Source organism: Cryobacterium sp. Y50 (assembly GCF_002929805.1).
Lineage (GTDB): Bacteria > Actinomycetota > Actinomycetes > Actinomycetales > Microbacteriaceae > Cryobacterium.
In genome coordinates this window covers 28694-51455 of record NZ_PJJM01000087.1, presented here as the reverse complement: position 1 = coordinate 51455, position 22762 = coordinate 28694, and the positions used below count along the sequence as shown (strand labels likewise).

Annotated in this window: 19 protein-coding genes and 2 pseudogenes; 10 read left to right on the top strand and 11 right to left on the bottom strand. The window is 60.8% G+C overall.

Features of this window, described 5'->3' with window-relative positions; genetic code table 11:
• Positions 1–14 precede the first annotated feature (14 nt).
• From CXY73_RS09090 to CXY73_RS09055, 8 genes are all read right to left on the bottom strand, one after another.
• Positions 15–1697 (bottom strand): thiamine pyrophosphate-binding protein, encoded by a 1683-nt coding sequence (locus CXY73_RS09090; RefSeq protein ID WP_104177530.1) that lies wholly within the window; start codon positions 1695–1697, stop codon positions 15–17.
• Between the two features lie 16 nt (positions 1698–1713).
• A complete protein-coding gene (locus CXY73_RS09085; protein ID WP_158254084.1) occupies positions 1714–2562 on the bottom strand; it encodes a VOC family protein in 849 nt (282 codons plus the stop codon).
• 33 nt (positions 2563–2595) lie between these two features.
• Entirely contained in the window at positions 2596–3558 is a 963-nt protein-coding gene (locus CXY73_RS09080; RefSeq protein ID WP_158254083.1) for an ornithine cyclodeaminase family protein, read from the bottom strand.
• An 8-nt stretch (positions 3559–3566) separates the two neighbouring features.
• The gene (locus CXY73_RS09075; protein ID WP_146071708.1) at positions 3567–4580 is read right to left on the bottom strand and encodes a dihydrodipicolinate synthase family protein; all 1014 of its coding nucleotides are present in this window, start codon (positions 4578–4580) and stop codon (positions 3567–3569) included.
• Positions 4580–5245 (bottom strand): DUF4286 family protein, encoded by a 666-nt coding sequence (locus CXY73_RS09070; protein ID WP_104177526.1) that lies wholly within the window; start codon positions 5243–5245, stop codon positions 4580–4582. The genes CXY73_RS09075 and CXY73_RS09070 overlap by 1 nt, the downstream gene beginning before the upstream one ends.
• The gene (locus CXY73_RS09065; protein WP_158254082.1) at positions 5242–5817 is read right to left on the bottom strand and encodes an amino acid synthesis family protein; all 576 of its coding nucleotides are present in this window, start codon (positions 5815–5817) and stop codon (positions 5242–5244) included. Before CXY73_RS09065 ends, CXY73_RS09070 begins: the two co-directional genes overlap by 4 nt.
• 70 nt (positions 5818–5887) lie before the next feature.
• Positions 5888–7072, bottom strand: a complete 1185-nt coding sequence (locus CXY73_RS09060) for an amidohydrolase family protein (RefSeq protein WP_104177524.1) — start codon at positions 7070–7072, stop codon at positions 5888–5890.
• On the bottom strand, positions 7069–8235 hold the full coding sequence (locus CXY73_RS09055; protein WP_158254081.1) for an NAD(P)/FAD-dependent oxidoreductase: 1167 nt from the start codon (positions 8233–8235) through the stop codon (positions 7069–7071). Before CXY73_RS09055 ends, CXY73_RS09060 begins: the two co-directional genes overlap by 4 nt.
• A gap of 447 nt (positions 8236–8682) precedes the next feature.
• On the opposite strand from CXY73_RS09055, the pseudogene CXY73_RS23545 reads away from it, so the two are divergent.
• Positions 8683–10095 (top strand): annotated as a pseudogene (locus tag CXY73_RS23545) (IS3 family transposase).
• Between the two features lie 365 nt (positions 10096–10460).
• Positions 10461–11549: pseudogene (locus tag CXY73_RS09040) on the top strand (IS1380 family transposase); the annotation flags it as partial.
• Positions 11550–11634: 85 nt separating this feature from the next.
• On the opposite strand, the gene CXY73_RS21540 reads toward CXY73_RS09040, so the two are convergent.
• The gene (locus CXY73_RS21540; RefSeq protein ID WP_146071706.1) at positions 11635–11865 is read right to left on the bottom strand and encodes a GNAT family N-acetyltransferase; all 231 of its coding nucleotides are present in this window, start codon (positions 11863–11865) and stop codon (positions 11635–11637) included.
• Between the two features lie 149 nt (positions 11866–12014).
• Between CXY73_RS21540 and CXY73_RS09035 the strand changes: the two genes are divergently transcribed.
• Positions 12015–12338 (top strand): hypothetical protein, encoded by a 324-nt coding sequence (locus CXY73_RS09035; protein ID WP_104177521.1) that lies wholly within the window; start codon positions 12015–12017, stop codon positions 12336–12338.
• 157 nt (positions 12339–12495) lie between these two features.
• Here the strand turns inward: CXY73_RS09035 and CXY73_RS09030 are convergent, their stop codons facing one another.
• A complete protein-coding gene (locus CXY73_RS09030) occupies positions 12496–13890 on the bottom strand; it encodes an IS1380 family transposase (protein ID WP_104177520.1) in 1395 nt (464 codons plus the stop codon).
• A gap of 88 nt (positions 13891–13978) precedes the next feature.
• A complete protein-coding gene (locus tag CXY73_RS09025) occupies positions 13979–14443 on the bottom strand; it encodes a GMC family oxidoreductase N-terminal domain-containing protein (protein ID WP_104177519.1) in 465 nt (154 codons plus the stop codon).
• Between the two features lie 166 nt (positions 14444–14609).
• Here CXY73_RS09025 and CXY73_RS09020 point away from each other — a divergent pair, with 166 nt between their 5' ends.
• From CXY73_RS09020 to CXY73_RS08995, 7 genes are all read left to right on the top strand, one after another.
• Positions 14610–15272 carry a TetR/AcrR family transcriptional regulator gene (locus CXY73_RS09020; RefSeq protein ID WP_104177518.1) on the top strand — a complete coding sequence of 221 codons (663 nt, stop codon included), beginning with the start codon at positions 14610–14612 and terminating at the stop codon, positions 15270–15272.
• Between the two features lie 522 nt (positions 15273–15794).
• Positions 15795–17003 carry an ATP-binding protein gene (locus CXY73_RS09015; protein WP_369831230.1) on the top strand — a complete coding sequence of 403 codons (1209 nt, stop codon included), beginning with the start codon at positions 15795–15797 and terminating at the stop codon, positions 17001–17003.
• Between the two features lie 427 nt (positions 17004–17430).
• Complete coding sequence (gene argE / locus CXY73_RS09010) at positions 17431–18633, top strand: acetylornithine deacetylase (RefSeq protein WP_233198238.1); 1203 nt, start codon at positions 17431–17433, stop codon at positions 18631–18633.
• Positions 18634–18671: 38 nt separating this feature from the next.
• The gene (locus CXY73_RS09005) at positions 18672–19985 is read left to right on the top strand and encodes an MFS transporter (RefSeq protein WP_104177563.1); all 1314 of its coding nucleotides are present in this window, start codon (positions 18672–18674) and stop codon (positions 19983–19985) included.
• A 502-nt stretch (positions 19986–20487) separates the two neighbouring features.
• A complete protein-coding gene (locus CXY73_RS09000; protein ID WP_369831229.1) occupies positions 20488–21447 on the top strand; it encodes an ABC transporter ATP-binding protein in 960 nt (319 codons plus the stop codon).
• A 1-nt stretch (position 21448) separates the two neighbouring features.
• A complete protein-coding gene (locus CXY73_RS22750; protein WP_233198237.1) occupies positions 21449–21613 on the top strand; it encodes a hypothetical protein in 165 nt (54 codons plus the stop codon).
• Positions 21614–21670: 57 nt separating this feature from the next.
• Complete coding sequence (locus tag CXY73_RS08995; RefSeq protein WP_233198236.1) at positions 21671–22690, top strand: ABC transporter permease; 1020 nt, start codon at positions 21671–21673, stop codon at positions 22688–22690.
• The last annotated feature ends 72 nt before the right edge of the window (positions 22691–22762 follow it).

Here is a 22762-nt window from a genome sequence, read left to right as displayed (position 1 = left end):
GTTTATCGTGTGGACTAGAAGCCGGGGGTGAGCACGTCCAGGAGCGCCGGCTTGCCGCTGCGGACGATTCGCAATGCTGCTTCGAGTTCTTGTCGGAGGTGTGCGACGTCGGAGATTGGCCCGGAGGCCCAGACTCCAAATGACGCAGCCATCGCTCGCAGATCGACCGCTGGCTCGCTCAACCCTGCGCCGACACAACGTTTTGTGGGAACACGATCTCGGTTGGCCCCGATCCGTGTCGCGTGTTCGACTGTGTTGCCATATTGCCGGTTGTTATTCACCACAATTAAGGTCGGGGTGCTGTATTTGGCGGCGGTCCAGAGGGCGGATGGCAAGAAGAGGAGATCGCCGTCTGCCTGGATGTCAACGGCGATTGTCTCCGGTCCGAGCGCAATGGACGCGCCGATCGTCGCGGGTACGCCGTAGCCGAGGCCACCGCCGCTGTGCCAGCCGAGATATTGCCGGGGTTGGTCCAGACGCCAGGTGCGGTGCTCCAGCCGTTGATTCGTTCCGTTGGCGAGCACGTAGCGGTCGGAGCGGAGTGCTTCCCCAACCTCGTAGAGCAAGCGGTCAAGCGGTACGAGGCCCTCTCGAGTGCTGGTTGCAGCGCTCGAACGCCAGTCCGCACGGGTGTCACTTACCATTGCTGCCACGTTTTTAGTGCGATGTGTGAGGATCGCGGTCGAGACCGGCTCCGCCCGCAGCTCGGCTAGCAGCGCCGCGATAACGCTGTCTGCGGATGCAGCGACGGTTTCACCGCGGACGAGCAGTTGGTAATCCTGCGCCCACCCGCGCAATCGCATCCCGCTCAGCGTTACATTGATAACGGTCGCCGACGTCTGCTGAAGGGACACCGGGAGATTGTCGACATCAAGGGCGAGCACCAAGTCTGCTCTCTCAAGCATTTCAGGCATTCCGGTCGCGCAGAGAGGGTGTGTCGTCGAGAATGCGTGCCGCACGCCGGTGTCGATCACGGCTGCGCCGAGCGCGTCCGCTAGGGCTGCTAGGGCAGCGAAGTTTTCATCGCTCTCGCCTGCAAATCCCGCGAGGATGATGGGAAATTTTGCTTCGCGCATCAGCGCTGCGATGTGCCGAACCGTGTCTCTGGCGGCAGCCGGCGGAGCGGGAGTGTCGAATTCGGAGATCATGGGATCGACGAAATCTGCCGGGACTAAGTTTTCCTGTAGATCGACGTCGTAGCAGAGATATACCGGCCCGCCGGGCGTGCTGGTGGCCGCGCGCAGCCCGCGCACGAAACTGTCAGGCACCGAATACAGGTCGTGCGGCTCGTTGTCCCATACGACGAAATCACGGACCGCGCTACCTTGAACGGATGCCGTATGGATCCAATCGATCCACGGGCGCCGGGTCCGCAGGGACTTCGGTCCTGTTCCTCCGAAAAGGAGCATCGGGGCGCGGTCTCGCCAGGCGTTGTAAATCGACATCGCAGCGTTCTGCAATCCGACTACGTCGTGCAGGAGAACGCCCATCGGCTCACCGAGTGCCTTGACGTATCCCTGTGCCACGCCGACCGCGATTGCTTCATGAAGGCACAGGATGAGTTCAGGTGCGTCGGGTTCGTGAATGAGGGAATCATGGATGCCGCGAAATGAGGCACCTGGGTTGAAGGCGACGTGGCGAATACCCGCCTGCCTCATCAGATCAACGATGACGCTGGAACCATACCGTGTTGTCATATCGCGCCACCTGCTGTCATTCGAGGAAGCTCTCGGGCGGCGTCGGGCCCCAGATGTTGATCGTCTTCGTCATTCGGTCTCCGCCTTGCCAACGAATCGGCTCGGTCTCCCAGCCGGTCCTGATGTGCGCCATGTCGGCGAAAAGTTCGAACCGAAGACCCGATGAGGGGTCGCGGACGTAAGTGAAGTAGCTGGTGCCTGGCCGATGTTTGCCGGGGCCGTATTCCGCCTTGTATCCGGCGGCATCGAGGTGGTCGAGGATCGGCTGGTACGCGTGCCATCCAGCGAGTTCGAAGCCCAGATGATGGAGGTCGGTGCGCGGTGCGCGGCGCAGTCCCACGTTGTGATGCTCGGTGTTCGTACGCAGGAAGAAGAAGTCATCCCCGATCTGCTCCGATAGAGCCATACCGAATGCATGTCGGTAGAACTCCGACGAGAGCACGGGGTCAGGTGTCCGAGCATTGACATGGCCGAGCCGACGCGGACGATAAGCTGACACTTCGGGCTTATCGATAATGAATTCGGCAGCGGGCTCAATTGCCACCCGCAGGCCGGTCGGATCGACCAGCTGCACTCCGCCGGTCTCCGTTCGCGTTCCGCCCAAGTTCTTGACCAAGGTATCAGCGTCGAAGTCCTCGGTCAGAGTGAAGACCACATTCAGGAATTGGAGACTATCTGCCTTGCGGATTTCGAGAGCACTTTGACCGTTCGGCCCATAGTCACCGAGGGTGTCCGCGAAGATGCGACCGTTCTCAGTTCGGACTCTAAAATCAAAGCCATCCGTCAAGAACGCGACTGTCTTGTCGGGGTCAGGGACCCCGACAACGACACGCGTCAGGACAGGACGATATGCAAACTCGGTCAAAATATCTCCTCAACTTCGTTGGTTGTGGCCGACTTAGGCAAGGGAGGGCACCCGTTTGAGACTCGCCAGTTCGCCGAGCTCCCGTCCCACCCCGCTCTCGCGCGCACTGGCGACGAGCTCCGCGGCTAGCACGAGGTCCTGGATCGCGGTACCGACGGATTTGAATGTCAGCAGGTCACGATCACTGTCGATGGTGGCACCCGACCACTCGCTCATGGCGAAGATCCTGTCTCGATCCAGTACACCGGCGGCGATCGCAGCAGCCACGTCGCCGGACTCCGCGATGACCTGTTCGGGATCGTCAACGAGGAGTGCGGCGGAGCGAGCAAATGTCGCGATGTCGAGTTCTCGAAGGTCGGGACGGGTGGAGCCAATCGAAAGGACGGTTGCTCCTCGCGCGAATTTCATGCCCTCAATCACGGGCTCTTTCGACTTCGTGCAGAGCATCGAGACTTCACTCGTCATGATCACGCCCGCCGGATCGGCAGCCGGTTTAACCGTTATCCCAAGTTCCGCGCTCATTCGATCAGCGAACTCATCACGGTGCTCCGGTGAACGGCTGTATACGGTCACCGATTCGAGCGGCCAGCAGTGGGCTAAAGCCCTGAGGTGGCCGGCCGCCTCGAACCCCGTCCCGATGAGGCCTACATGTGAGGCACCGTTTGGGTGGAGGAGACCTGCGGCGACCGCAGTGGTGGCCGCGGTTCGGAGTTGCGTCACCTCAGCGGCGTCGACCAAGGCAATCAACTCACCGGTCTGCTGTGAATAGAGTGCGAGAAGGTATCGATTGCCGACGCCGCGTGCAAGAGTCATGATCTTGACGCCGACGTAATCCCCGACGGCGGCGGGCATCATCCGGAAGAAACCGTTGGGAAGATCGATGTCGTAGCGGTGAGGCAGCCGATAGTGGCCCGATGCCTGGGCATCGAGCACCGTGCGTGCGGCTCGTGCCGCGACATCTTGGGAGCAGAGCAAACGAACGTCGTCACTGCTCAAGAATAAAGTCATTGCACGCGTCCGGTATAGAAGTCATCGTCGTTCGCTGGGAGGTCGAACCCCGAGGCAGCAAGGCCAGCTCGAAGGGACTTCATCTGTCCGGGTGCGAGACGCATGTGGGGCATCCGCACAAGTCCGCCGTTGAAGCCATTGAGCCAACCGAGGTACTTCCACCCGTTGCGGTGAATGAGGTTGGCCCCGGCGAATGAAGCGTGGAACGCGCCCTTGGCCTCGCGCGCCGCGTTGTAGCTCCAGAAGATATCCATCGCGTCGTCGAATCGGTCCTCTGCCAAGGCCGCCATGACCCGCGGTACCCGGTCTCCGAACGACTCGTAGGCGCTCGTACCCCACCAGCGCGTACCGAATTCGCGCGCCTGCACGGGAATCTGCTGCTCCATGGGGTTCTCGACGATCACATAAGGACTGCACAGCTCATGTACTTGGGTCAATGCCGACATTACGGCGGAACCGCCACCTTCATACTTCAGCGCGACGGCTGTGTCGATTTGCACCATTTCTTTGAGTGCGTCGAGCGGGAAGCCGGCCGTGTGCAACGGCTTGAATCCCCAAGCGCTCGTCGCGAAGAGAATCATTGCCAGATCTGTGTTGTCGGTCACATGGCGGGTGTGTTCCACAATGTCGGCCGAGGACTTGGGCCGGAAGGATTGCGGGTACGAAAGCAGACCCGCCTCAGCACCGAGGGCCTCCGCGAGCTGTGCAGCCTCTATCGCCTGCTCGACCGTGTCGAAACTGAGGTGTGCGACGATCTTGAAGCCGGCTGGCGCTTCATCGACCGCGATCTCTAAGAAACGCTTGTACTCCGCGAAAGTGGTGCCGCTCTCAGAAGCGACGAGTGTGCCCCAAAATCCGAGCTCGGCACCACGGCGAATGTCGTGGCGGATGCCCGCCTCATTCAATCCGGAGAAGTCGGCATTAAAGGACGGCAAGGTGACATTACAGCCTCCTCGCCATTCCGATCGAGCGCGGTCTTTTGCTTCGGCGCGAGAATAGGGAAGGGCCATTAGCTGTGCTCCTTGGAGGTCGAGAATGCGTAGTGAATTGGGAAATAGTTCCAGCGCCCGCTGTCGAACCACGGACGGCTTGCGAGTTCGTCACGCAACGGCGTGTCTCGTGCAGCGGCGCGCTCGGGCGCATCCAGCGTGGCGAGGTCTTGGATCTCGTGCAGCGCGAAGTGGGTCCAAGGACGCCCCTCTGCACCGGGTCGTGTCTTGTAGCGACGGATTCGTTGCCAACCAGGAACTTTCATTAGTAAAGGGACGTGCTCACCCTGGTACCAGGCTTCGAAGTCGCCCTCCTCGGACACGGGGACTTCGAATGCGACGACGAAGAGAACTCCTGCAGCACGAGGATCGGTCTCGCCCGTATCTGAGATGAGGTCGGCCGTGTACCGGGTGAACCCGGTGACATTCTCGAGCATATGAGCAGTACGTGCACTGGGCTCTTGCTTGATGCGGCCGTACTCGGCTGTATCGAGGGCGGCCATGTCATCCAGAAAGTAGACAGCGAGATACCGTGGGCCGTCTCCATGCTGCTCGTACCTCACCGCGTTCGCGAAACCAGGGACATCCAATCGGACCGGGATGTGCTCCGACTCGTACCAGTCGCGGAAGTCGCTCTCTTCCCCCACGGGCGGATGCATCTGAGAGAACAACATGCCAGCGGTCATCGGAGACCATCCCCAATCGCATCCGCCTTGGCGAGGCCGCCCACACGACTGTGGACCCGGCCGCGCGTCGCGAGTGCGGCGATGACGGCGATCTCGTCGGGGCGCGGGCCTCCAGAGAGCGTCACCGAGATGGTGTCGTAGAACTCGCGTACGAACAGCGCCTTCTTATACGCGAGCGGCACGTCGAGAGTTGATCCGGCGGCGCCGACTTTTGTGGTCGAGGTGACCCAGCCGGTGCCGCCGATACCCTCGCGCATTGCATCACCGAATGGTGTTGTGAGGCAGGCGACCCCGTGTTCTTGCTCTCCGGATGTGCCGACAATTGCTCCCTTGCCACAGCTCTCCGCGGTTCGACCACCAAGTGCCGCGAGGCAGCGGGCGACAAGTTCCCGGGAGAGTTCGACGCTGAAATCGATGAGGTCATCGAGGTTCTCGGCGTAGCCCCCCGCGTACGGATTTGAGATCACGGCTGCAACCGCAGCTTTCACAAGCGGCTCCTCTACCTTTGGGCCTCCGTCTGTGTTGATCTCCTGGACGACGGTGACCCAGTTGCGGACTTCAGGTTTACTCACGACGGCATTCCCTACTTTCAGTGAATTATAGACAACAGTATACAGTATGCAAGGTTGAACGATTGGTGATTCAATGACCTGTAGGTGCTTCGAGGCCGTTTACAAGCACCTGTCGACGGGCGGTCGGAGTATTGCGGCTCCTCGTGTAACGCAGGACTCCCCCAATGATGGCAGCCGAGATCCCCGGCACGTCGCCAGCCTCGAGGGCGCCAACCCAGTCCTCGCCGGCCGATCCGAGAGGGGCATCCACGACGAGCAAATCAGCGGGACGTCCGACCTCAAGACGCCCAGCATCGAGACCGTACACCGTCCCTACATTGCCCGTGGTCGCAGCGATTGCCTGTTGCCATTTCAAACCCCCGAGTGACACGAGCTCGGCCATGAGGTGCAAGAGGGCGAGCGGCACGACTCCGGTGCCGGTCGGAGTGTCGCTGGCGATCAGGAGGCGGGCCTCCTGATCGTGATCGCGAGCGAGCCGACAGATATCCAACGACGAACGCAAGTTCCCTGCCATCACGAGCTGAAGTGCGATGTCGCCACCCTCGACGACGAGTCGTTTGTTATCTTCCTTGGACATCGCCGTTGGCCCTCCGTTGGCGTGGAAGGACACGTTAGGGTTCATGGCTAAGAGCGCATCCGCGTCAATGCGCTCGAGCGTTCCCGGAATCGATCCGCCGCCGGTGTGCATCGTGACGACGATGCCAGCGGCACGTGCATCGCGAACGAGCGGTACATAGCCCATCGGTGATGAAAACGCTCCGAAACCGCCTTTCGCAAGCCAGACACCTTGTTCTCGTAGGAAGCGAAAGTCCTCAGCTGTCAAACCCGGCTCCAAGATCACTGAGCCGGCATGGACTGTCATCCCACCCGGGTGGAAGTGCTCAAAAGAGCGTTGCGCCGCGATGGCGAGAGCCTTAACTCCTTCAGGATCGGTTGGCCGACCTGGGACATGTACCTCGCTTGCGCTCAACGCGCGCGTGACTCCTCCGTGTGTGTAACTTTCCAGGAATCCGACCGTTTGCTGCCGTGGAGTGAAGTCGCCGAAGGTTGTGTGGACGTGCGAGTCGATGAGACCAGGGACGACGCCGGCACCGCGCGCGTCCACGATCGTTTCATGTTCGTCGCGGTTCACGTCCGAACTGGGGCCGATCCAACTGATCTGCCCGGCATCGCAGACAATGGCATCCCCGGCCAATGGAGTTCCGGCGAGATCACCAGTGTGGCTTCGACCGATTGAGACGATTGCGATACTCATGCTGCCTGCTTTCTTTTTAGCTCCTGTGACATGCGAATACGGAGGTGTGCCATCGCGCGTGGTATGCCGTAGGTCTGTCCACCTATGATTTGACCATCGAGATACGAGGCGACTGCGTACTTCTCGGCATCTATGGCGCCGTCGGTAAATTCGATTCGATCACCGAGGAGCGGAAGTCCGACCGACTGCAGACGAACACCACAGTGATCCGACCAGAAGCTCGGCAGGGAGGCGAAGGCAGGGGCCTGCTCGCCGTGCAGCAGCGTCCGGGCGGCTGCGGCACCTTGCTCTATGGCGTTCGCCCAGTGTTCGATCCGCATCGAACGCCCGGCAAAGGTGGGGTTCGGCCACCGAGCGATGTCGCCCGCGGCCACCACACCGTTTCCACCGATCACTGAGCATCTTTCGTCGCACAGCACGCCGTCTTCGATTGCGAGGCCGCTGCCAGCGAACCATTCCACGTTGGGGACACTGCCAATGGCGACGACCATAACATCGAACTCCAGCACGCCGCCGTCATCGAGATGGGCGGTCCCCCGCTCACGATCCATGGAGATGACTCTCCGCCCGACGGTCGAAGTGATTCCATCGCGAGCGAGGAGGCGAGCGCAGGTGGCTGAGACGATCGGGCCCGCAGCGCTGAGCGGTTCAAGCAGACCTACTGTTGTGACATTGCAGCCGAGCGATCGAGCTGACGTGGCGACCTCAATACCGATGAAACCGTTGCCAACGATGAGAACGCGGGTGCCTGAACGCAGACAGGCTCGCAGTCGTAGTGCGTCGTCGAGGCTGCGCAGAGTCAAGACACGCTCGCCATCGGGTTCGAAGCCAGCGAGCACCCGCGCTCTCACTCCCGTGGCGATGACCAGGCCATCAAATGAAATCTCCTCGGACCCCGTCCGCACCCGTCGTTGGCTAAGGTCCAGACCCGTCGCGGGAGTGCCGAGTTTCCAGTCGATATCGAGGTCATCCAGATCATGAAGGGCGATCTCGTCAACCGTCTTGGATCCAACCAGAATGTCCTTCGATAATGGAGGCCGATCATAAGGGCGACAGATTTCCTCGCCGACGATCGTGATGTGCCCGTCGTACCCATCCTCGCGTAACGCCTTAGCAGCGCTGGTCCCAGCAAGGGACGCACCCACGATGGTGATGTTCTTCATCGAGCAAACCACTCCTTCGTGCATATTCATCCGAGCCGGGTGGCCCCTTAGGAAATACTGTATACACGTTTTAGGAATCATGTCAACGCCATAGGCGTCAGTTTCGAGTCGCCATGCAATTGATACCAAGATCAGCTAAAGCATGCAAAACGTTTACAGACCACCTAGCCTGTCGCCTGCCCTGAATATGGGGCCACTCGGCGAGTCGTGCCGGTAGGTCCTCGAGCTAGCTGTTTGATCATCGCGTCAGCATTCTTTCGACGTGGAGGTCATCGGCTGTGGGATTCAGGAAGGTCAGTGTGAATGAGATCAGGGAAGTGCTGCGCGGTGTTCGGCAACCTGAATCTTGTGGGTGCCACCCTCCCTGTCATCCTTGTGTAGGGCACCGGGATCGTCGTGAATAGTGTCGTAGAAGGCGGGGAAGGAGTTCCCTTGACGAACGCAGTGATGACAGGACTCAGCTCGACCGGGCAGGCTGTAGGGATGGACGATGTTCCCGATCCCCAGGTTCCCGAGCGTGCTCGGCGGCGGACCTACATGGCCAAGTACAAACGCGACATTCTCACCGAGTACGACAGCCTTGATCGGCAGGGCCGCGGTGCTTTGCTCCGCCGGGAAAAGCTGTATACCTCATTACTCAGCTCGTGGCGTGACCAGCGTGACCAGCGAGACACGGGGGTGCTGGCTGCTTTGGCGCGGCCGGCGGGAGCGCCGCCGGCCAGTACATCAGGGAAGGACGCGGCCCGGCTACTAAAAGAGAATCTCCGGCTGTCGGGCGAGTTGGATACGGCACGGCAGGTGATCGCGATCCAGGGAAAACTCTCGGCTCTGTTGAATTAACTCTCGACCAACAGCAGCGCGCCGAACACCGAGAAATGATCGACGCCACCATCACCGCCCTCGTCCCGCTCGTGGGCACGCGGGATGCATGCTTAGCAGTAGGCAGGTCGAGGGCGACGCACTACCGCCGTCATCCCCGGTCGCCACGGGCGCCTTCAGCGCCTCGGCCGCGGCCGGAACCGACCAAGCAGCCGCGCGCACTGACCGAGCTGGAACGTGCTGCCGTGCTCAAGGTGCTGCGCTCGAGTCGGTTCGTGGACAAAGCACCGGCAGAGATCCAGGCGATCCTCCTCGACGAGGGCATCTACCTCTGCTCGGTAGCGACGATGTATCGTCTGCTCCGCGCCCACGGTGAGACCGGTGAGCGTCGTGCCCAGGCCGAGCACCCGGCACGCGTCAAGCCTGAACTCATCGCCACAGGCCCCAATATGACCTGGTCGTGGGACATATCGAAAATCAAGGGCCCAGCCACATGGTCGTACTTTCACTTGTATACGATTGTCGACATTTACTCTCGGTACGTCGTCGGTTGGATGGTCGCGACCTGCAGAATCCGCTGAGCTGGCCGAGCGGCTCCTGTTCGACACGATCGAGAAGCAAAACATTCGTCGAGATCAGCTGACCATCCACTCCGACAACGGCTCCTCGATGGCCTCGAAACCCGTCGCGTTTCTGCTCGCTGACCTGGGTGTGACCACGTCGCACTCCCGCCCACATACAAGTAACGACAATCCCTTTAGCGAGTCGCATTTCACAATTCTGAAGTACCGGCCCGAGTTCCCCGACCGGTTCTATAGCCTCGCCGAGGCACGCTCATTCTGCAGCGAATTCTACGACTGGTACAACGGTGAACATCGTCATTCGGGTATCGGAATGCATACCCCGTTCAACGTTCACCACGGCCGCGCACCCGCCATTCAGCACGCCCGCGCCCGGGTCCTCACAACCGCATATACCGCCCACCCCGAGCGCTTCGTGCGGCATCACCCGCAGCCACCCACGTTCCCAACGACGACCTGAATCAACGAACCCGAGAAGGAAGGAACGAACTCAATGACCGGCTAAAGAAACTGACTCATAAAGATTGACATCTTCCGCCAACGGCGCCCATGAACGTTGCGGAAGGACACGTCGACGACTCCCGACGCAGCTAGGTTGACAGGCGATTCGCAACCTCCGATACGGCCAGCATCAAGAGCGTATACGACCGTATATTATACGGAAGTTACGAAATACCCACCGTCCGTGCTGGTAGGCCTGCCTAAGCCTGAATCCACCGATCGGGATTGGGATCTAGCGGCGCGTTAAACAGAGAATGCCTTTCTTATCAGGGAAAATTGTACTTACCACAGAACAATTCGCTGATTCAGAGGGACATCTCGTAGATGCAAGTTTCGCACACCACCCGCGCCGTGGCCCACGTCTTCGACGATTCCAACCTCGTGTCTTCTGCGGGTTTGGTACCCGCGATGAAACTGGCCGAGAAAGCTGGTCTGCGGCGGCTGGCCGACAAATGGTTGAGCGTCCCCACCGACAAGGGCGCGAACGCCGGCCTGAAGATCGCGTCGCTGGTCGCCGGGATGGTGGCCGATGCGGAGGCCATTGACGACATGGCCGTGTTGCGCCACGGCGGAATGCGCAAGCTCTTCGCCCACCTTTACGCGCCGTCGACGCTCGGGTCGTTCCTGCGCGCGTTCACGTTCGGCCATGTGCGCCAGCTCGACGCCGTCGCGTCCCGTTTCCTGATCAACCTCGCCGCCCTGAGCCCGCTGATCAGCCCGGAACCTGACGACTATGTGTTCCTGGACGTGGACGACACCATCATCGAGGTCCACGGGAACCAGAAACAAGGAGCCAGCTTCGGCTACTCCGGGGTCCGCGGGCTCAACGCGATCCTCGCGACTGTGAAGACGGTCACCGGCGCGCCGATCATCCTCGCCCAGCGCCTGCGCCGGGGTGCTGCCTCGTCCCCGCACGGTGCGACCCGGTTGATCCGGGACGCCCTCGCCACTCTCCGCCGCCTGCCTGGGATGAGCGCCGCCCGGATCCTGTTCCGCGCCGATTCCGCGTTCTATACCTTCGCGTCCATCCACGCCGCTCTGGCTGGCGGCGCGGACGTCTCCGTCACGGCCCGCCTCGATTCCGCCGTCAGGAAGCGCATCACGGCCATCCCGGCGACCGGGTGGACGCCGATCAAGTACACCCATGCGATCTACGACGAGGACACCCGAACCTGGATCTCCAACGCTGAAGTCGCCGAGATTCCCTACAGTGCATTCACCTCACGGAAGAAGTCCGACCACATCCCCGGCCGCCTCGTCGTGCGCCGCATTCCGGAACTGAACAAGCACAAACTCGCCGGCCAGGCCACGCTCTTCGACCTGCACCGCTTCCACGCGTTCTTCACCACCAGCACCCTGGGCACGGTCACCGCGGACAAAACCCACCGCGCCCACGCCCTTGCCAGTTCGGTGAAATGACCCAAGCGATGTCAGCCACGAGACTTGCCCCGTCGTCGTCGACGGTTGCCTGCACGAATCCCACCGGTCTCCCTACGTCTCACTTAATGACAATCCAGTTCAACCACCACTGCGAACCATCATCAGAGTGCCCAACGGCCTGCGCGGCATAGCGTTTTTCCAACACCGTCAGAGACGGTATTTCTCCGCCGGTATATTCATAGAGCGAAGGGTCTGCCAGAACCTCGATCATCGCAGGCACATGCTCCACCGACAGCGGTTCCAACAAAAGTCGCACAGAAATAATCGGTTCAGTTGTGGGCCAATCCATTCCTTGAGAATGGCAGAGTCCTGAGATCTGCGTAAGCCGAACGCTCATCGGTCGCACGCGTGGCCTCGTCATCCCGAATTCTGACGGCATTCGGACAGCGGGAGGGCTGAAATCTCGGTGACAGAGGATCGGGATAACTAAGGAGTGCCATGCGACGATTTCCGCTCGCTTTTCTGCCGCTGATTCTGCTGCTCCCTGGATGCTCCGGGTCCTTCGCTGGCGGGTATGACCGTGTCGTCGGCGAGAGTGACGCTTGGGGTGTTAGCGTCGCAGATCCGAGGGTCGATTCGCTCGGTGAATGTCACGCCGACCCAAGCGTGGAAACTGCGGTCCTGAGCATGGACATGCCGTCGTCTGCCTATGGCTTGCGGCTCGTACCGGGGTCAACCGAAACCGATGCTCTGCGTCTGGCTGACTGCCTCGCCGATGCCCGCACCAGCGACACAATAACTATCAGTTCACCAGCTCAGTAGCCGGCCCTGCTAAACCTCATTCCACCGACCGGCTGAGGTTGGGAGTCGTTTTCTGATTTGAGGGACTGCCGGCCGCTGGGGCGTGCTTGAGTGGTGAGCCTCGCTGCTCGTGGTGTTCCACTTGGCTTCCAGGTCGGGCCGGGTCGGGGCGTGCGGGTCAGGTCGGGGTTGGGCTTGGTGGTGCGAAGGCGTGGTCGAAGAGGTGGGTCCAGCCGGTTGCCCAGGTCCAGTTCTCGGGCAGGTGCAGTGTGATGCGCTGGGCTGAGGAGGCGATCCTCGCGGGGATGTTGATCAGTTTCCGGCGGATGGTAGCGGTCGTGGCCCGGGCCAGACCGGTGCCGGCGGTCGCCGCGGCGGCGCGGGTGAGGTTGAAGGCGATCACGGCCAGGACCAGCCATGCCGCGTTGGCAGCGAACACGCCGGAGGGCATGTGGGCCAGAGCGCTGCCCTTCAAATCGGCGTTGACGAGCTCGATCGCCGCGTGGGCGCGGTGGGTTTTGTCCGCTGCGACCGTGCCCAGGGTGCTGGTGGTGAAGAACGCGTGGAAGCGGTACAGGTCGAAGAGCGTGGTCTGGCCGGCGAGTTTGTGCTTGTTCAACTCGGGGATCCGGCGCACGATGAGCCGGCCGCTGATGTGGTCCGACTTCTTTCGTGAGGTGAACGCGGTGTAGGGAATCTCGGCGACTTCAGCGTTGGAGAGCCACGTCCGAGTGTCCTCGTCGTAGATCGCATGGGTGTACTTGATCGGCGTCCACCCGGTCGCCGGGATGGCCGCGATGCGCTTGCGCACTGCGGAATCGAGGCGGGCGGTGACGGAGACGTCCGCACCGCCGGCCAGGGCGGCGCGGATGGCCGCGAAGTTGTAGAACGCGGAATCGGCGCGGAACAGGATCCGGGCGGCGCTCATCTCGGGCAAGCGGCGGATGGTCGCGAGGGCGTCACTGATCAGCCGGGTCGCGCCGTGCGGGGACGAACACGCGCCCCGGCGCAGGCGTTGCGCGAGAATGATCGGGGCGCCGGTGACCGTTTTTAGTGTTGCGAGGAGCGCGTTCAAACCCCGCACCCCGGAGTACCCGAAGCTGGCGCCTTGCTTCTGGTTCCCGTGGACCTCGATGATGGTGTCGTCCACGTCCAGGAACACATAGTCGTCAGGTTCCGGGCTGATCAGCGGGCTCAGGGCGGCGAGGTTGATCAGGAACCGGGACGCGACAGCGTCGAGCTGGCGCACATGGCCGAACGTGAACGCGCGCAGGAACGACCCGAGCGTCGACGGCGCGTAAAGGTGGGCGAAGAGCTTCCGCATCCCGCCGTGGCGCAACACGGCCATGTCGTCAATGGCCTCCGCATCGGCCACCATCCCGGCGACCAGCGACGCGATCTTCAGGCCGGCGTTCGCGCCCTTGTCGGTGGGGACGCTCAACCATTTGTCGGCCAGCCGCCGCAGACCAGCTTTCTCGGCCAGTTTCATCGCGGGTACCAAACCCGCAGAAGACACGAGGTTGGAATCGTCGAAGACGTGGGCCACGGCGCGGGTGGTGTGCGAAACTTGCATCTACGAGATGTCCCTCTGAATCAGCGAATTGTTCTGTGGTAAGTACAATTTTCCCTGATAAGAAAGGCATTCTCTGTTTAACGCGCCGCTAGATCCCAATCCCGATCGGTGGACTGAGGCTTAACGGTCCTCCCGCGCCGCGGGTGGGCGAGGCTCCAAGTTCGTGGTCCTCGATCTCGCGGTAGGCGTCCAGGACGTTGTCCCATGCCCAACGGTCGTCAGTGACCTTGGCCACCGAGTCCCAGTAATGCTGCCGGGCACGGTCGTACTGCAGGCCGTTCAGTGAGGTGGAACCTCCGGCGACCCTACCGCGCTGCCAGGAATCTTTGAACTCGGAATTCTGTGGTGTGCGTGGGTTGTAATAAAAGGAGTGTTTCTTGCCCCCGTAGAGGAAAAAGAAGCCCTTCGGGATATGGATCATCGGGTCCCAATCGGGGCCACCGCTTTCCAGGACCAACACCGATCCTGGCGTTTTCCTGCTAAGCCTATCCGCGAGGGTCGCTCCTGCCGCTCCTGCGCCGACGATGATGTAGTCGAAAATGCCGGTGTCCATTGCTTACCTCCGTCGAGTCAGTCAGTTCAATGCCATACCGGCTGAATGACTGACGATTCCCAGCCAGTGCGGCTGGGTCACGATATCGGGTTGTAGTCCGGAGTTTAGCCTAAAACGTATAAATGTGTACGTTTTTCTTAGTGTCGTTTCCAAGTAGATTAGAACGATGGTGGAGACCGGGCGATCGCGAGCCCCACGTAGAGACCAACAGCGGAATCGCGAGGCCCTCATCGCTGCCGGCTTCGAAGTCTTCGCTGAAAGCGGGATCAACGCTCCCCTTAATGCAATCGCCAAGCGGGCTGGAGTCAGTGGTGCGACCCTGTACCGCCACTTTTCCGACCGTCACAAGCTCATCGAGGCCGTGCTTTTAGTCAATCTCATCCAGCATGAGGAGGTCATCAGCAATGCGATGGCGGCAGACACCGGTTGGGATGGCTTGATGGCTTATGTGAGCTGGTTGTGGGAGGAGCAGCTTAAGAATGTCGGCTACCTGAGCGCACTCCGTGAAATTGCCGCTGGCCAGAGTCCTGAAGTTGACCGCCTTCGTGATTTCATCACCGAGGGTTTCACATCGCTGGTACGGCGAGCGAAGTCTGAGGGACGAATCCGTGCTGACCGCTGGGCCGAGGATCTCCTCCTGCTCATCTATCTCAACGAACAACTTGTCATATTGCCCGAAGAAGAGGCCCGAGCAGCCTCCCGCCGCCTTCTCGAGCTCGCGGTGGCTAGCATCACTGCCGAGCCTCAGATGCGCACCGACACAGAGCCGTCCGATGTTCAAATACTACGGAAGCATCTGCTCCACCGTCTCGCTGGACACTCACAGTGACTATGGATCAGGAGGTGAACTGATTGCACAGTGCACCGATTGCATCGTTCCTGGACTCCCGCATCGACATTGCACATCTGGATGGCTGTCTCGCCCTGGCAGGTGCGGAAGATGTCAACCTTTATGAGTCAGTTTCTTTAGCCGGTCATTAAGTTCGTTTTCTCCTTCTCGAGTTCGTTGATCCAGGTCGTCGTCGGGAACGTGGGTGGCTGCGGGTGCTACCGAACCAAGCGCTCAGGGTACTCGGTATATGCCGTCGTGAGGACGCGTGCGCGGGCGTACTGAATGGCCAGCACCCCCGCCGAGCTGAACGCTGAACGGGGTATGCATTCCTATACCCGAATGACGCAAGCGATGCACTGGGTCGTCGAAACGGTAAAGTATGAGTGTCTAAAACAGTAAATTATAAGGTTCCGAAACAGTAAAGTATGAGGTCTTGGAATGGTAATCTAGGCTGATGGATTACTCGCCGCGTATCGTTGATGCCGAACTGACTGCACTGCTCGATGGGCTTCCCGCTATATAGCTCTCGACGGGCCCAAAGCTGTCGGTAAGACGGCCACGGCCTCGCGCAGGGCCGCATCTGTCATCCAATTCGACGACCCTGACCAGCTCGCATTGCTCCAGGCTGACCGTGAGCGGATAGCTCGGTTGCCACGGCCTGTCTTATTGGATGAGTGGCAGATGTATCCAGCGATTTGGGACACCGTTCGTCGGGGCGTTGACTACGATTCACGGCCCGGTCAGTACATCCTGGCCGGAAGTGCGAGCCCGGCGATGGCACCTGCGCACTCCGGTGCCGGCCGCATCGTGCACCTGCGGATGAGGCCCATGGCTTTCTCCGAACGACAGCTCACCCGGCCAACCGTGTCACTGGGGGATCTTCTGTCGGATGAGCCCGCAGCAATAGCTGGCGAAAGCCCATTGACGCTCGTGGACTATGCGTCTGAGATAACGCGGTCCGGGTTTCCGGCGATTCGACTTCAGACGGAGACGAACAGGGCGGCGACACTCGACGGCTATCTCGCGGCAGTCGTTGAACACGATTTTCCCGAGGCCGGTTACACAGTGAGGCGGCCAGCAACTCTTCGAGCGTGGTTGGCGGCTTACGCGGCAGCCAGCTCTACGACGGCCAGTTACGACAGCATCATCCGTGCGGCGACTCCGGGCGAGGCAACCAAACCTTCAAAAGCCACGGCGCAGGATTACCGGGAAGTGCTCACGAAACTGTGGCTGTTGGATCAGATTCCGGGTTGGCTACCGAGCAGGAATCGTCTCAACGGGTTGGGGCAAGCGCCCAAGCACCAGCTGGCAGACCCCGCATTGGCGGCGCGCCTTCTGCGCGTGTCAGCAGAAGCGCTCATCAGCAAGGCAGACATTGGCCCGGCTGAGCTGCGGGATGGGCCGATGCTCGGTGCTTTGTTTGAATCCTTGGTCACTCTCAGCGCTCGAGTCTATGCGCAAGCCTCGGGGGCAGCTGTTTATCATTTGCGCACCCACGGAGGAGAGCGTGAAGTGGATCTCATTATTGAGCGACCAGACGGTCGGGTGGTGGCGCTTGAGATCAAGCTGTCGGGGACCGTTGACGACAAGGACACCCGGCATCTGAGGTGGCTGGCCGGTGAGATTGGCCCCGACCTCGTGGATGCGGCGGTCATCACTACGGGGAAAGTGGCGTACCGGCGAGCTGATGGCATCGCAGTCATTCCGTTGGCTCTGCTCGGCCCGTGAAAACCGGGCGGCAGAGGGCGGTATCGGCCCTGGGCCGAGTCTTCGGCGAAAGCGGGCAGGCTGTCGCTTGAGTCGGGGAGTGCACGAATGGCTGGCATCGATCTGGACAGCAGGACTGTCTTGATTGCGCGCGGCCGGTATGCGCCGGCCGAGCTTCGGACCGATCACCGACAGTCCGGCCGGTCGAGGGGAAAGATGGTTCTCACGCCCCCAGATCATTCGAGTGACGTTCGTCTGGAATGTGTCACAGGTGACGGTCGCTACGTACGTGCCGGGCGGGACTGGCCATAAAGGTACCGTCTGTTTGTGTCTGTTTGTGTCCAACGCCCGCCCTGGGCGAGCGGCTGCTCTTCCGCGCGCTGCTACTCTCAGCCGTGTTCGCGTAATTCTGCTTCGTGCACCTGGGTATTGGCTAGCTCGTACCCCTTTGAAAGGTTTTCCCATCACTCGCTCCGTCGTTCTCGCGCCCACCACCCTGGCGTGGATCACCCGCCTGATCGCCTGTGACACCACCAGCCGCAATTCCAACCAAGAACTGATTGACGTCATCGACGCGGAGCTGCGGGGGCAGGGGCTCGAGCCGGTCCTCGTGCCTAACTCCGATGGTACGAAGGCCAATCTCGTGGTCACGATCCCGGCGCACGATGGGTCGACGACGGGTGGCGTGATGCTTGCTGGCCACACCGATGTGGTGCCCGTGGATGGGCAGTCGTGGAGCAGCGACCCGTTCATCGCTGAGGTGCGCGAGAACCGGCTTTATGGCCGGGGCGCTGCCGACATGAAGGCGTTCAGCGGTGTCATTCTGGCGTTGTTGCCGGAGTTTCTGGCACGGCCGCTGGCGATGCCGCTGCACCTCGCCTGGACCTACGACGAAGAGGTGGGATGCCACGGGGCCATCACCCTGCTGGCCGACCTGGCCGCGCGGGGTATCCGACCGGACATCTGTGTGGTGGGGGAACCGACCAGCATGCGGGCGGTGTCGGCGCACAAGAGCAGCCACCTGTATCGGGTGAGTTTCACCGGGCTGGCCTCGCACTCCTCCAACACCCCCAATGGCGTCAACGCCATCGAGTATGCGGCCCGGGCCATCGCGTTTATTCGCTCGATCGCCGACGAGCACCGAGTCAACGGACCCTTCGATGCAAGCTTCGAGGTGCCGTACACAACCATCAACGTGGGCACGATTTCGGGCGGAGCGGCCGTGAACATGGTTGCCGAGCGCTGCGATTTCGAATTCGAATTTCGCGCGATTCCGGGAGTGTCCACCGCCGCGATCTTCTCCCGCATCGAAGACTTCTTGCTCGGGGAGCTACGCACCGCGATGCGGGCCGAACATGCAACCGCCGATGTGTCGTTCGCTCCGATCGGCGCCGTTCCCGCCCTGAGCGCGGCCGGAACTGGCGCCGCGTTGCAGCTGGTGCATGATCTCACCGGAACGAGCTCGGAGGAGACCGTCGGCTACGGCACCGAGGGCGGCCTGTTTCAACTGGCTGGAATCGACACCGTGGTCTGTGGCCCCGGCAGCATCCGTCAGGGTCACACCGCCAACGAGTACATCGACCTGGCGCAAATCAGCGCCTGTGAAGATTTCATGCGCGCACTCGCTAGGCACCTCGCGCACCAGCACTGACCTAATCACACAACCGCTTTCGAACAGAAAGAATGTCCATGAGCAACGCGTCAGCAGTCCCCGCTGTTTCCGGCACGCCCAAAATGGATGGTCCGGCTCTGGCTGAGCGGCGGCGACAGGCCCGCAAGGCGGTTGTGGCTGCATCGATTGGTAACGGGCTGGAATGGTTTGACGTGATCGTCTACGGCAGCTTCGCCGTGACCATCGCGAAGTTGTTCTTCCCCACGGCCGATGAGACGGCGTCGTTGCTGCTGGCCTTTGCGTCGTTCGGCGTGTCATTTATCGTGCGGCCGCTCGGTGGCATCCTGATCGGGCGTTACGCGGATCGTGCTGGGCGTAGGGCGGGCATGCTCGTGTCCATCTCGGTGATGTTTCTCGGCACCCTTTTGATCGTGCTGGCTCCCACGGCCGCCATGATCGGGGTGACTGCGGCCGTGATCATTCTCGTGGCTCGGTTGCTGACGGGCTTTGCCGCGGGCGGGGAATTCGGCACCGCGACCGCGTTCCTGATCGAGTACGCCCCGAACCGCAAGGCGTTCTACGGCAGTTGGCAGGTGGCCACGCAGGGCGCGGCGATATTGCTGGCCGGGCTGTTTGGTTTTGTCCTGAACAACTACCTGAGCCAGCAGAGCTTGGAAAGCTGGGGCTGGCGTGTTCCGTTCATCTTCGCGCTACTGATCGGGCCAGTGGGTTGGTACATCCGCTCAAAGATGCAGGACACCCCAGAATTTCTGACCATGACGCCGTCGACGTCACCGCTGAAGGAGACCTTCATCGCGAACGGCGGACGCCTCTGGACAATGGTGGGCGTCGTGGCGCTTGCGTCGGTGAGTGTGTATATCGCACTGTTCATGCCCACCTACGCCATCATCAATCTGGGCATGCCCACCGCCGCGGCATTCGTCTCCACGCTGGTCTTCGGCGTGATCATGAGTGTCGGCTCGCCATTCATCGGCAAGCTCGCCGACCGTGTGGGGCCGGCCCGAGTGATGACCTGGGCCGCCGCGGGAACCCTCGTACTCGGCGTTCCCCTGTTCATACTGCTGAACCAATCGCCCAACCTTGTGACCATGATCGGCATCGAGCTGGTTCTCGGCGTGCTGGGCGCGGCGTACTTCGCGCCGCTGCCGGCGATCATGTCGGCCATGTTCCCCGTGCAGATCCGCACGACGGGACTCTCGCTCGGTTACAACATCGGCGTGACGGTGTTCGGCGGGTTCGCACCGTTCATTCTCACGTTCCTCATCAGCACCACCGGGTCACTGCTCGTGCCGGGGTACTACCTCGTGGCGATTGCAGCCCTGTCGCTTGGGAGCATCGTGGTGTCACGGCGCGTGTTCCAGCAGCGATAGCCCGGTCCGTCATTTCAGAATGTTGCGCGGCGGTGTCCCTGTCCGGCCTGTGACGTCGGCCCTCTTCCGACCGTCGGTTCTTGATTGCTTGAAAAGGATACCCAGACTTTACTTTTCAAGTAAATACTGGCTTCCGAGGGAGCCAGTGGTGGTGCCGGTGACGGCCATCACACCAAACCATGAATCGTGTCTTTCAGAGCCACCCTTGGCGTGCTTGAGAGCCACCTCAATTTGTTGCCCCAATTAGAAACTTTCAATAGTGAACTAAGAATGTTCCTGCGGTTGGATTTTTGGTGCCGCCGCCGCTCTCGGCTTGAGCGTTGTTGCTGTGATGGGGGAGGATGGGAACACAAGCACATGGGGGAAATTTGCGTTTCATGAGTATGTCCAGGGTTACTATCGCTGCTGTTCGGCGGGGTGGAGTTCACTGTTTGCTAGGGCTGAGGCTGCGAGTAAGCCCTCGAGAACAAGAACAGACGCCCGTACTGGCGGTGGTGTTGTGATGGAGACGGTCCCGGTAGCGCCCGTGATTTCTGTCGGAGAACCACTTGTTCATATTGAGCATTTTCGGATGGATTTTGCCGGCAGCACGGTCGTTGAGGATCTTTCTTTCGATGTGAGGCGGGGGGAGACGTTTGGTTTCCTCGGTTCTAACGGGTCGGGTAAGACCACCACGCTTCGGGCGTTGCTGGGGATTTATTTGCCGACTGCGGGGGTTCTTCATATTGATGGGCGCCCGTTCACGCCGGAGGCGGGCAGTCGTCTGGGCTATCTGCCGGAGGAGCGGGGGTTGTATAAGAAGGAATCCGTCCTGACTGTGATGACGTACTTCGGTCAGCTCAAAGGGTTGAGTAAGAAGGCTGCGGTGTCCTGGTCGATGAATTATCTTGCGCGGGTGGGTTTGGAAGATAAGGCGAAGGCCCGCGTCGACAATCTCTCTGGCGGGCAGCAGCAGAAGGTCCAGCTCGGCGTCACGATCATGAACGACCCGGAGCTACTGATCTTGGATGAGCCGACGAAGGGGTTTGACCCGGTGAATCGGCGCCTGCTGATGGACATCATGGAGGAGCAGAAGCGGGCGGGGGCGACGGTGTTGATGGTGACGCATCAGATGGAGGAAGTGGAGCGGTTGTGCGACAGGGTGATCCTGCTCAAGGGCGGCCGTGCGGAAGCCTATGGGACGATTCCTGAGGTGCAGAATCAGTACGGCGGGACCATGATCCGCATCGGTTACTCCGGTGACATACCGGATTCACCGCATTACGACATCAGTGTCCGTGACCGTAACTATGCCGAATTGACCCTCACCGGCACCGGCACCAAGACTGTTGATGAGGCCCTGATTTTGCGTGACCTCGTCGACGCGGGAGTCCTGGTGCGCAGCTTCACGACGAGCAAGCTCTCGCTCGAGGAGATCTTCGTGAGTGTGTATGGCGAGCAGAACGAAATGGTCGGTGCCTGAGATGGGACGAAGCAACCTCCGCACCGTCATCAGCTTCGAAGTCAGCCGCACCCTGGGTAAGAGAAAGTTTTGGTTCATCACCTTGTTGGTGCCGATCGCGATTGGCATCGTCATTGCCTTGGTGAGCCTGGGGAACTCGATGGCCGCGAGCACTATCAACGCCTGATCCGACGCAAAAATCACCTTCACCTACAGTGACGCGTCCGGGTACGTCGACCCCGCCGTGGCCACGGCGCTAGGCGGCACGATCATCACCGATGATGCGGCGGCGATCGCTGCAGTGAAGTCCGGGGATGGGGACGCCCATTTTGTGTATCCGGCTGACCCGGCTAAAACAGCCACTCAGGTGTATGGGGTTGATAAGGGCCTGTTCGGCAATGGCGAGTACGACGGTGTCGCAACCCAGGTCTTGAGTATCAGCGCTCAGGACCAAATCGGGGATCCGGCATTGACAGCGTTGGCCCAGGGCAACATCTCCGTGACGTCGACCACCTTCACCGACGGGGAAGAAACGGCCGGGTTCATGGGCATGATCCCGCCGTTGATCTTCGTGGCCATCTTCTTCCTCGTCTTCATGCTGCTCTCCAACCAAATGCTCACCAGCACGTTGGAAGAGAAAGAAAACCGGGTCACGGAGATGATCCTGACCACGTTGAATCCCACCGCGCTGATCAGCGGGAAGATCATTTCCCTGTTCATCGTCGGGTTTGTTCAGGTACTCGTATTCCTAGTTCCAGTGCTGGTGGCGTATGTGTTCTTCCGCACGCCGCTAAACCTTCCAGAGATTGACCTGTCCAGCTTCACTTTCGACCCCGTACAGATGATCATCGGCGCCCTGCTGGCTCTGGGCGGGTTCGCTTTATTCACCGGCACGCTGGTCGCAATCGGAGCGGTCATGCCCACCGCGAAAGACGCCGGTAGCTGGTTCTCCGCATTGATCGTCCTGATGATCGTCCCGCTTTACGCCCTCTCGCTGGTCATGTCAGACCCAAACAGCCCCGTCGTGCAGATGTTCACGTATTTCCCGTATTCGGCGCCGATCACCGCGATGCTTCGCAACGCGTTTGGTTCTCTTGCCGGCTGGGAAGCCGCCATCGTCATCACGGAACTGTTCCTCCTGAGCGCTATCGTGCTGCAGCTGGCCGTGCGGCTGTTCCGGTATGGGTCCATCGAATACACGAACAAAGTGTCCTTCAAGACTGTATTCTCTCGGCCGAAAGCAGTCGGGGTGGGACGCCGGTAACAACTGCCGCTGCGATAGTGCGGGGCGACCCAAGTGCTCAAGCTGATGACCGGCCGCAGCAGGAAGATACGA

Excerpts from the sequence above, each read along its gene's own strand:
- CXY73_RS09075 (WP_146071708.1), bottom strand. The coding sequence starts at position 4,580 with ATGGCCCTTCCCTATTCTCGCGCCGAAGCAAAAGACCGCGCTCGATCG.
- CXY73_RS09055 (WP_158254081.1), bottom strand. The coding sequence starts at position 8,235 with ATGAAGAACATCACCATCGTGGGTGCGTCCCTTGCTGGGACCAGCGCT.
- CXY73_RS09035 (WP_104177521.1), top strand. The coding sequence starts at position 12,015 with ATGCGACGATTTCCGCTCGCTTTTCTGCCGCTGATTCTGCTGCTCCCT.
- CXY73_RS09070 (WP_104177526.1), bottom strand. The coding sequence starts at position 5,245 with ATGACCGCTGGCATGTTGTTCTCTCAGATGCATCCGCCCGTGGGGGAA.
- CXY73_RS09030 (WP_104177520.1), bottom strand. The coding sequence starts at position 13,890 with ATGCAAGTTTCGCACACCACCCGCGCCGTGGCCCACGTCTTCGACGAT.
- CXY73_RS22750 (WP_233198237.1), top strand. The coding sequence starts at position 21,449 with ATGGGACGAAGCAACCTCCGCACCGTCATCAGCTTCGAAGTCAGCCGC.
- CXY73_RS09005 (WP_104177563.1), top strand. The coding sequence starts at position 18,672 with ATGAGCAACGCGTCAGCAGTCCCCGCTGTTTCCGGCACGCCCAAAATG.
- CXY73_RS09025 (WP_104177519.1), bottom strand. The coding sequence starts at position 14,443 with ATGGACACCGGCATTTTCGACTACATCATCGTCGGCGCAGGAGCGGCA.
- CXY73_RS09020 (WP_104177518.1), top strand. The coding sequence starts at position 14,610 with ATGGTGGAGACCGGGCGATCGCGAGCCCCACGTAGAGACCAACAGCGG.
- CXY73_RS09060 (WP_104177524.1), bottom strand. The coding sequence starts at position 7,072 with ATGAGTATCGCAATCGTCTCAATCGGTCGAAGCCACACTGGTGATCTC.
- CXY73_RS09000 (WP_369831229.1), top strand. The coding sequence starts at position 20,488 with ATGGAGACGGTCCCGGTAGCGCCCGTGATTTCTGTCGGAGAACCACTT.
- CXY73_RS21540 (WP_146071706.1), bottom strand. The coding sequence starts at position 11,865 with ATGGATTGGCCCACAACTGAACCGATTATTTCTGTGCGACTTTTGTTG.
- CXY73_RS09090 (WP_104177530.1), bottom strand. The coding sequence starts at position 1,697 with ATGACAACACGGTATGGTTCCAGCGTCATCGTTGATCTGATGAGGCAG.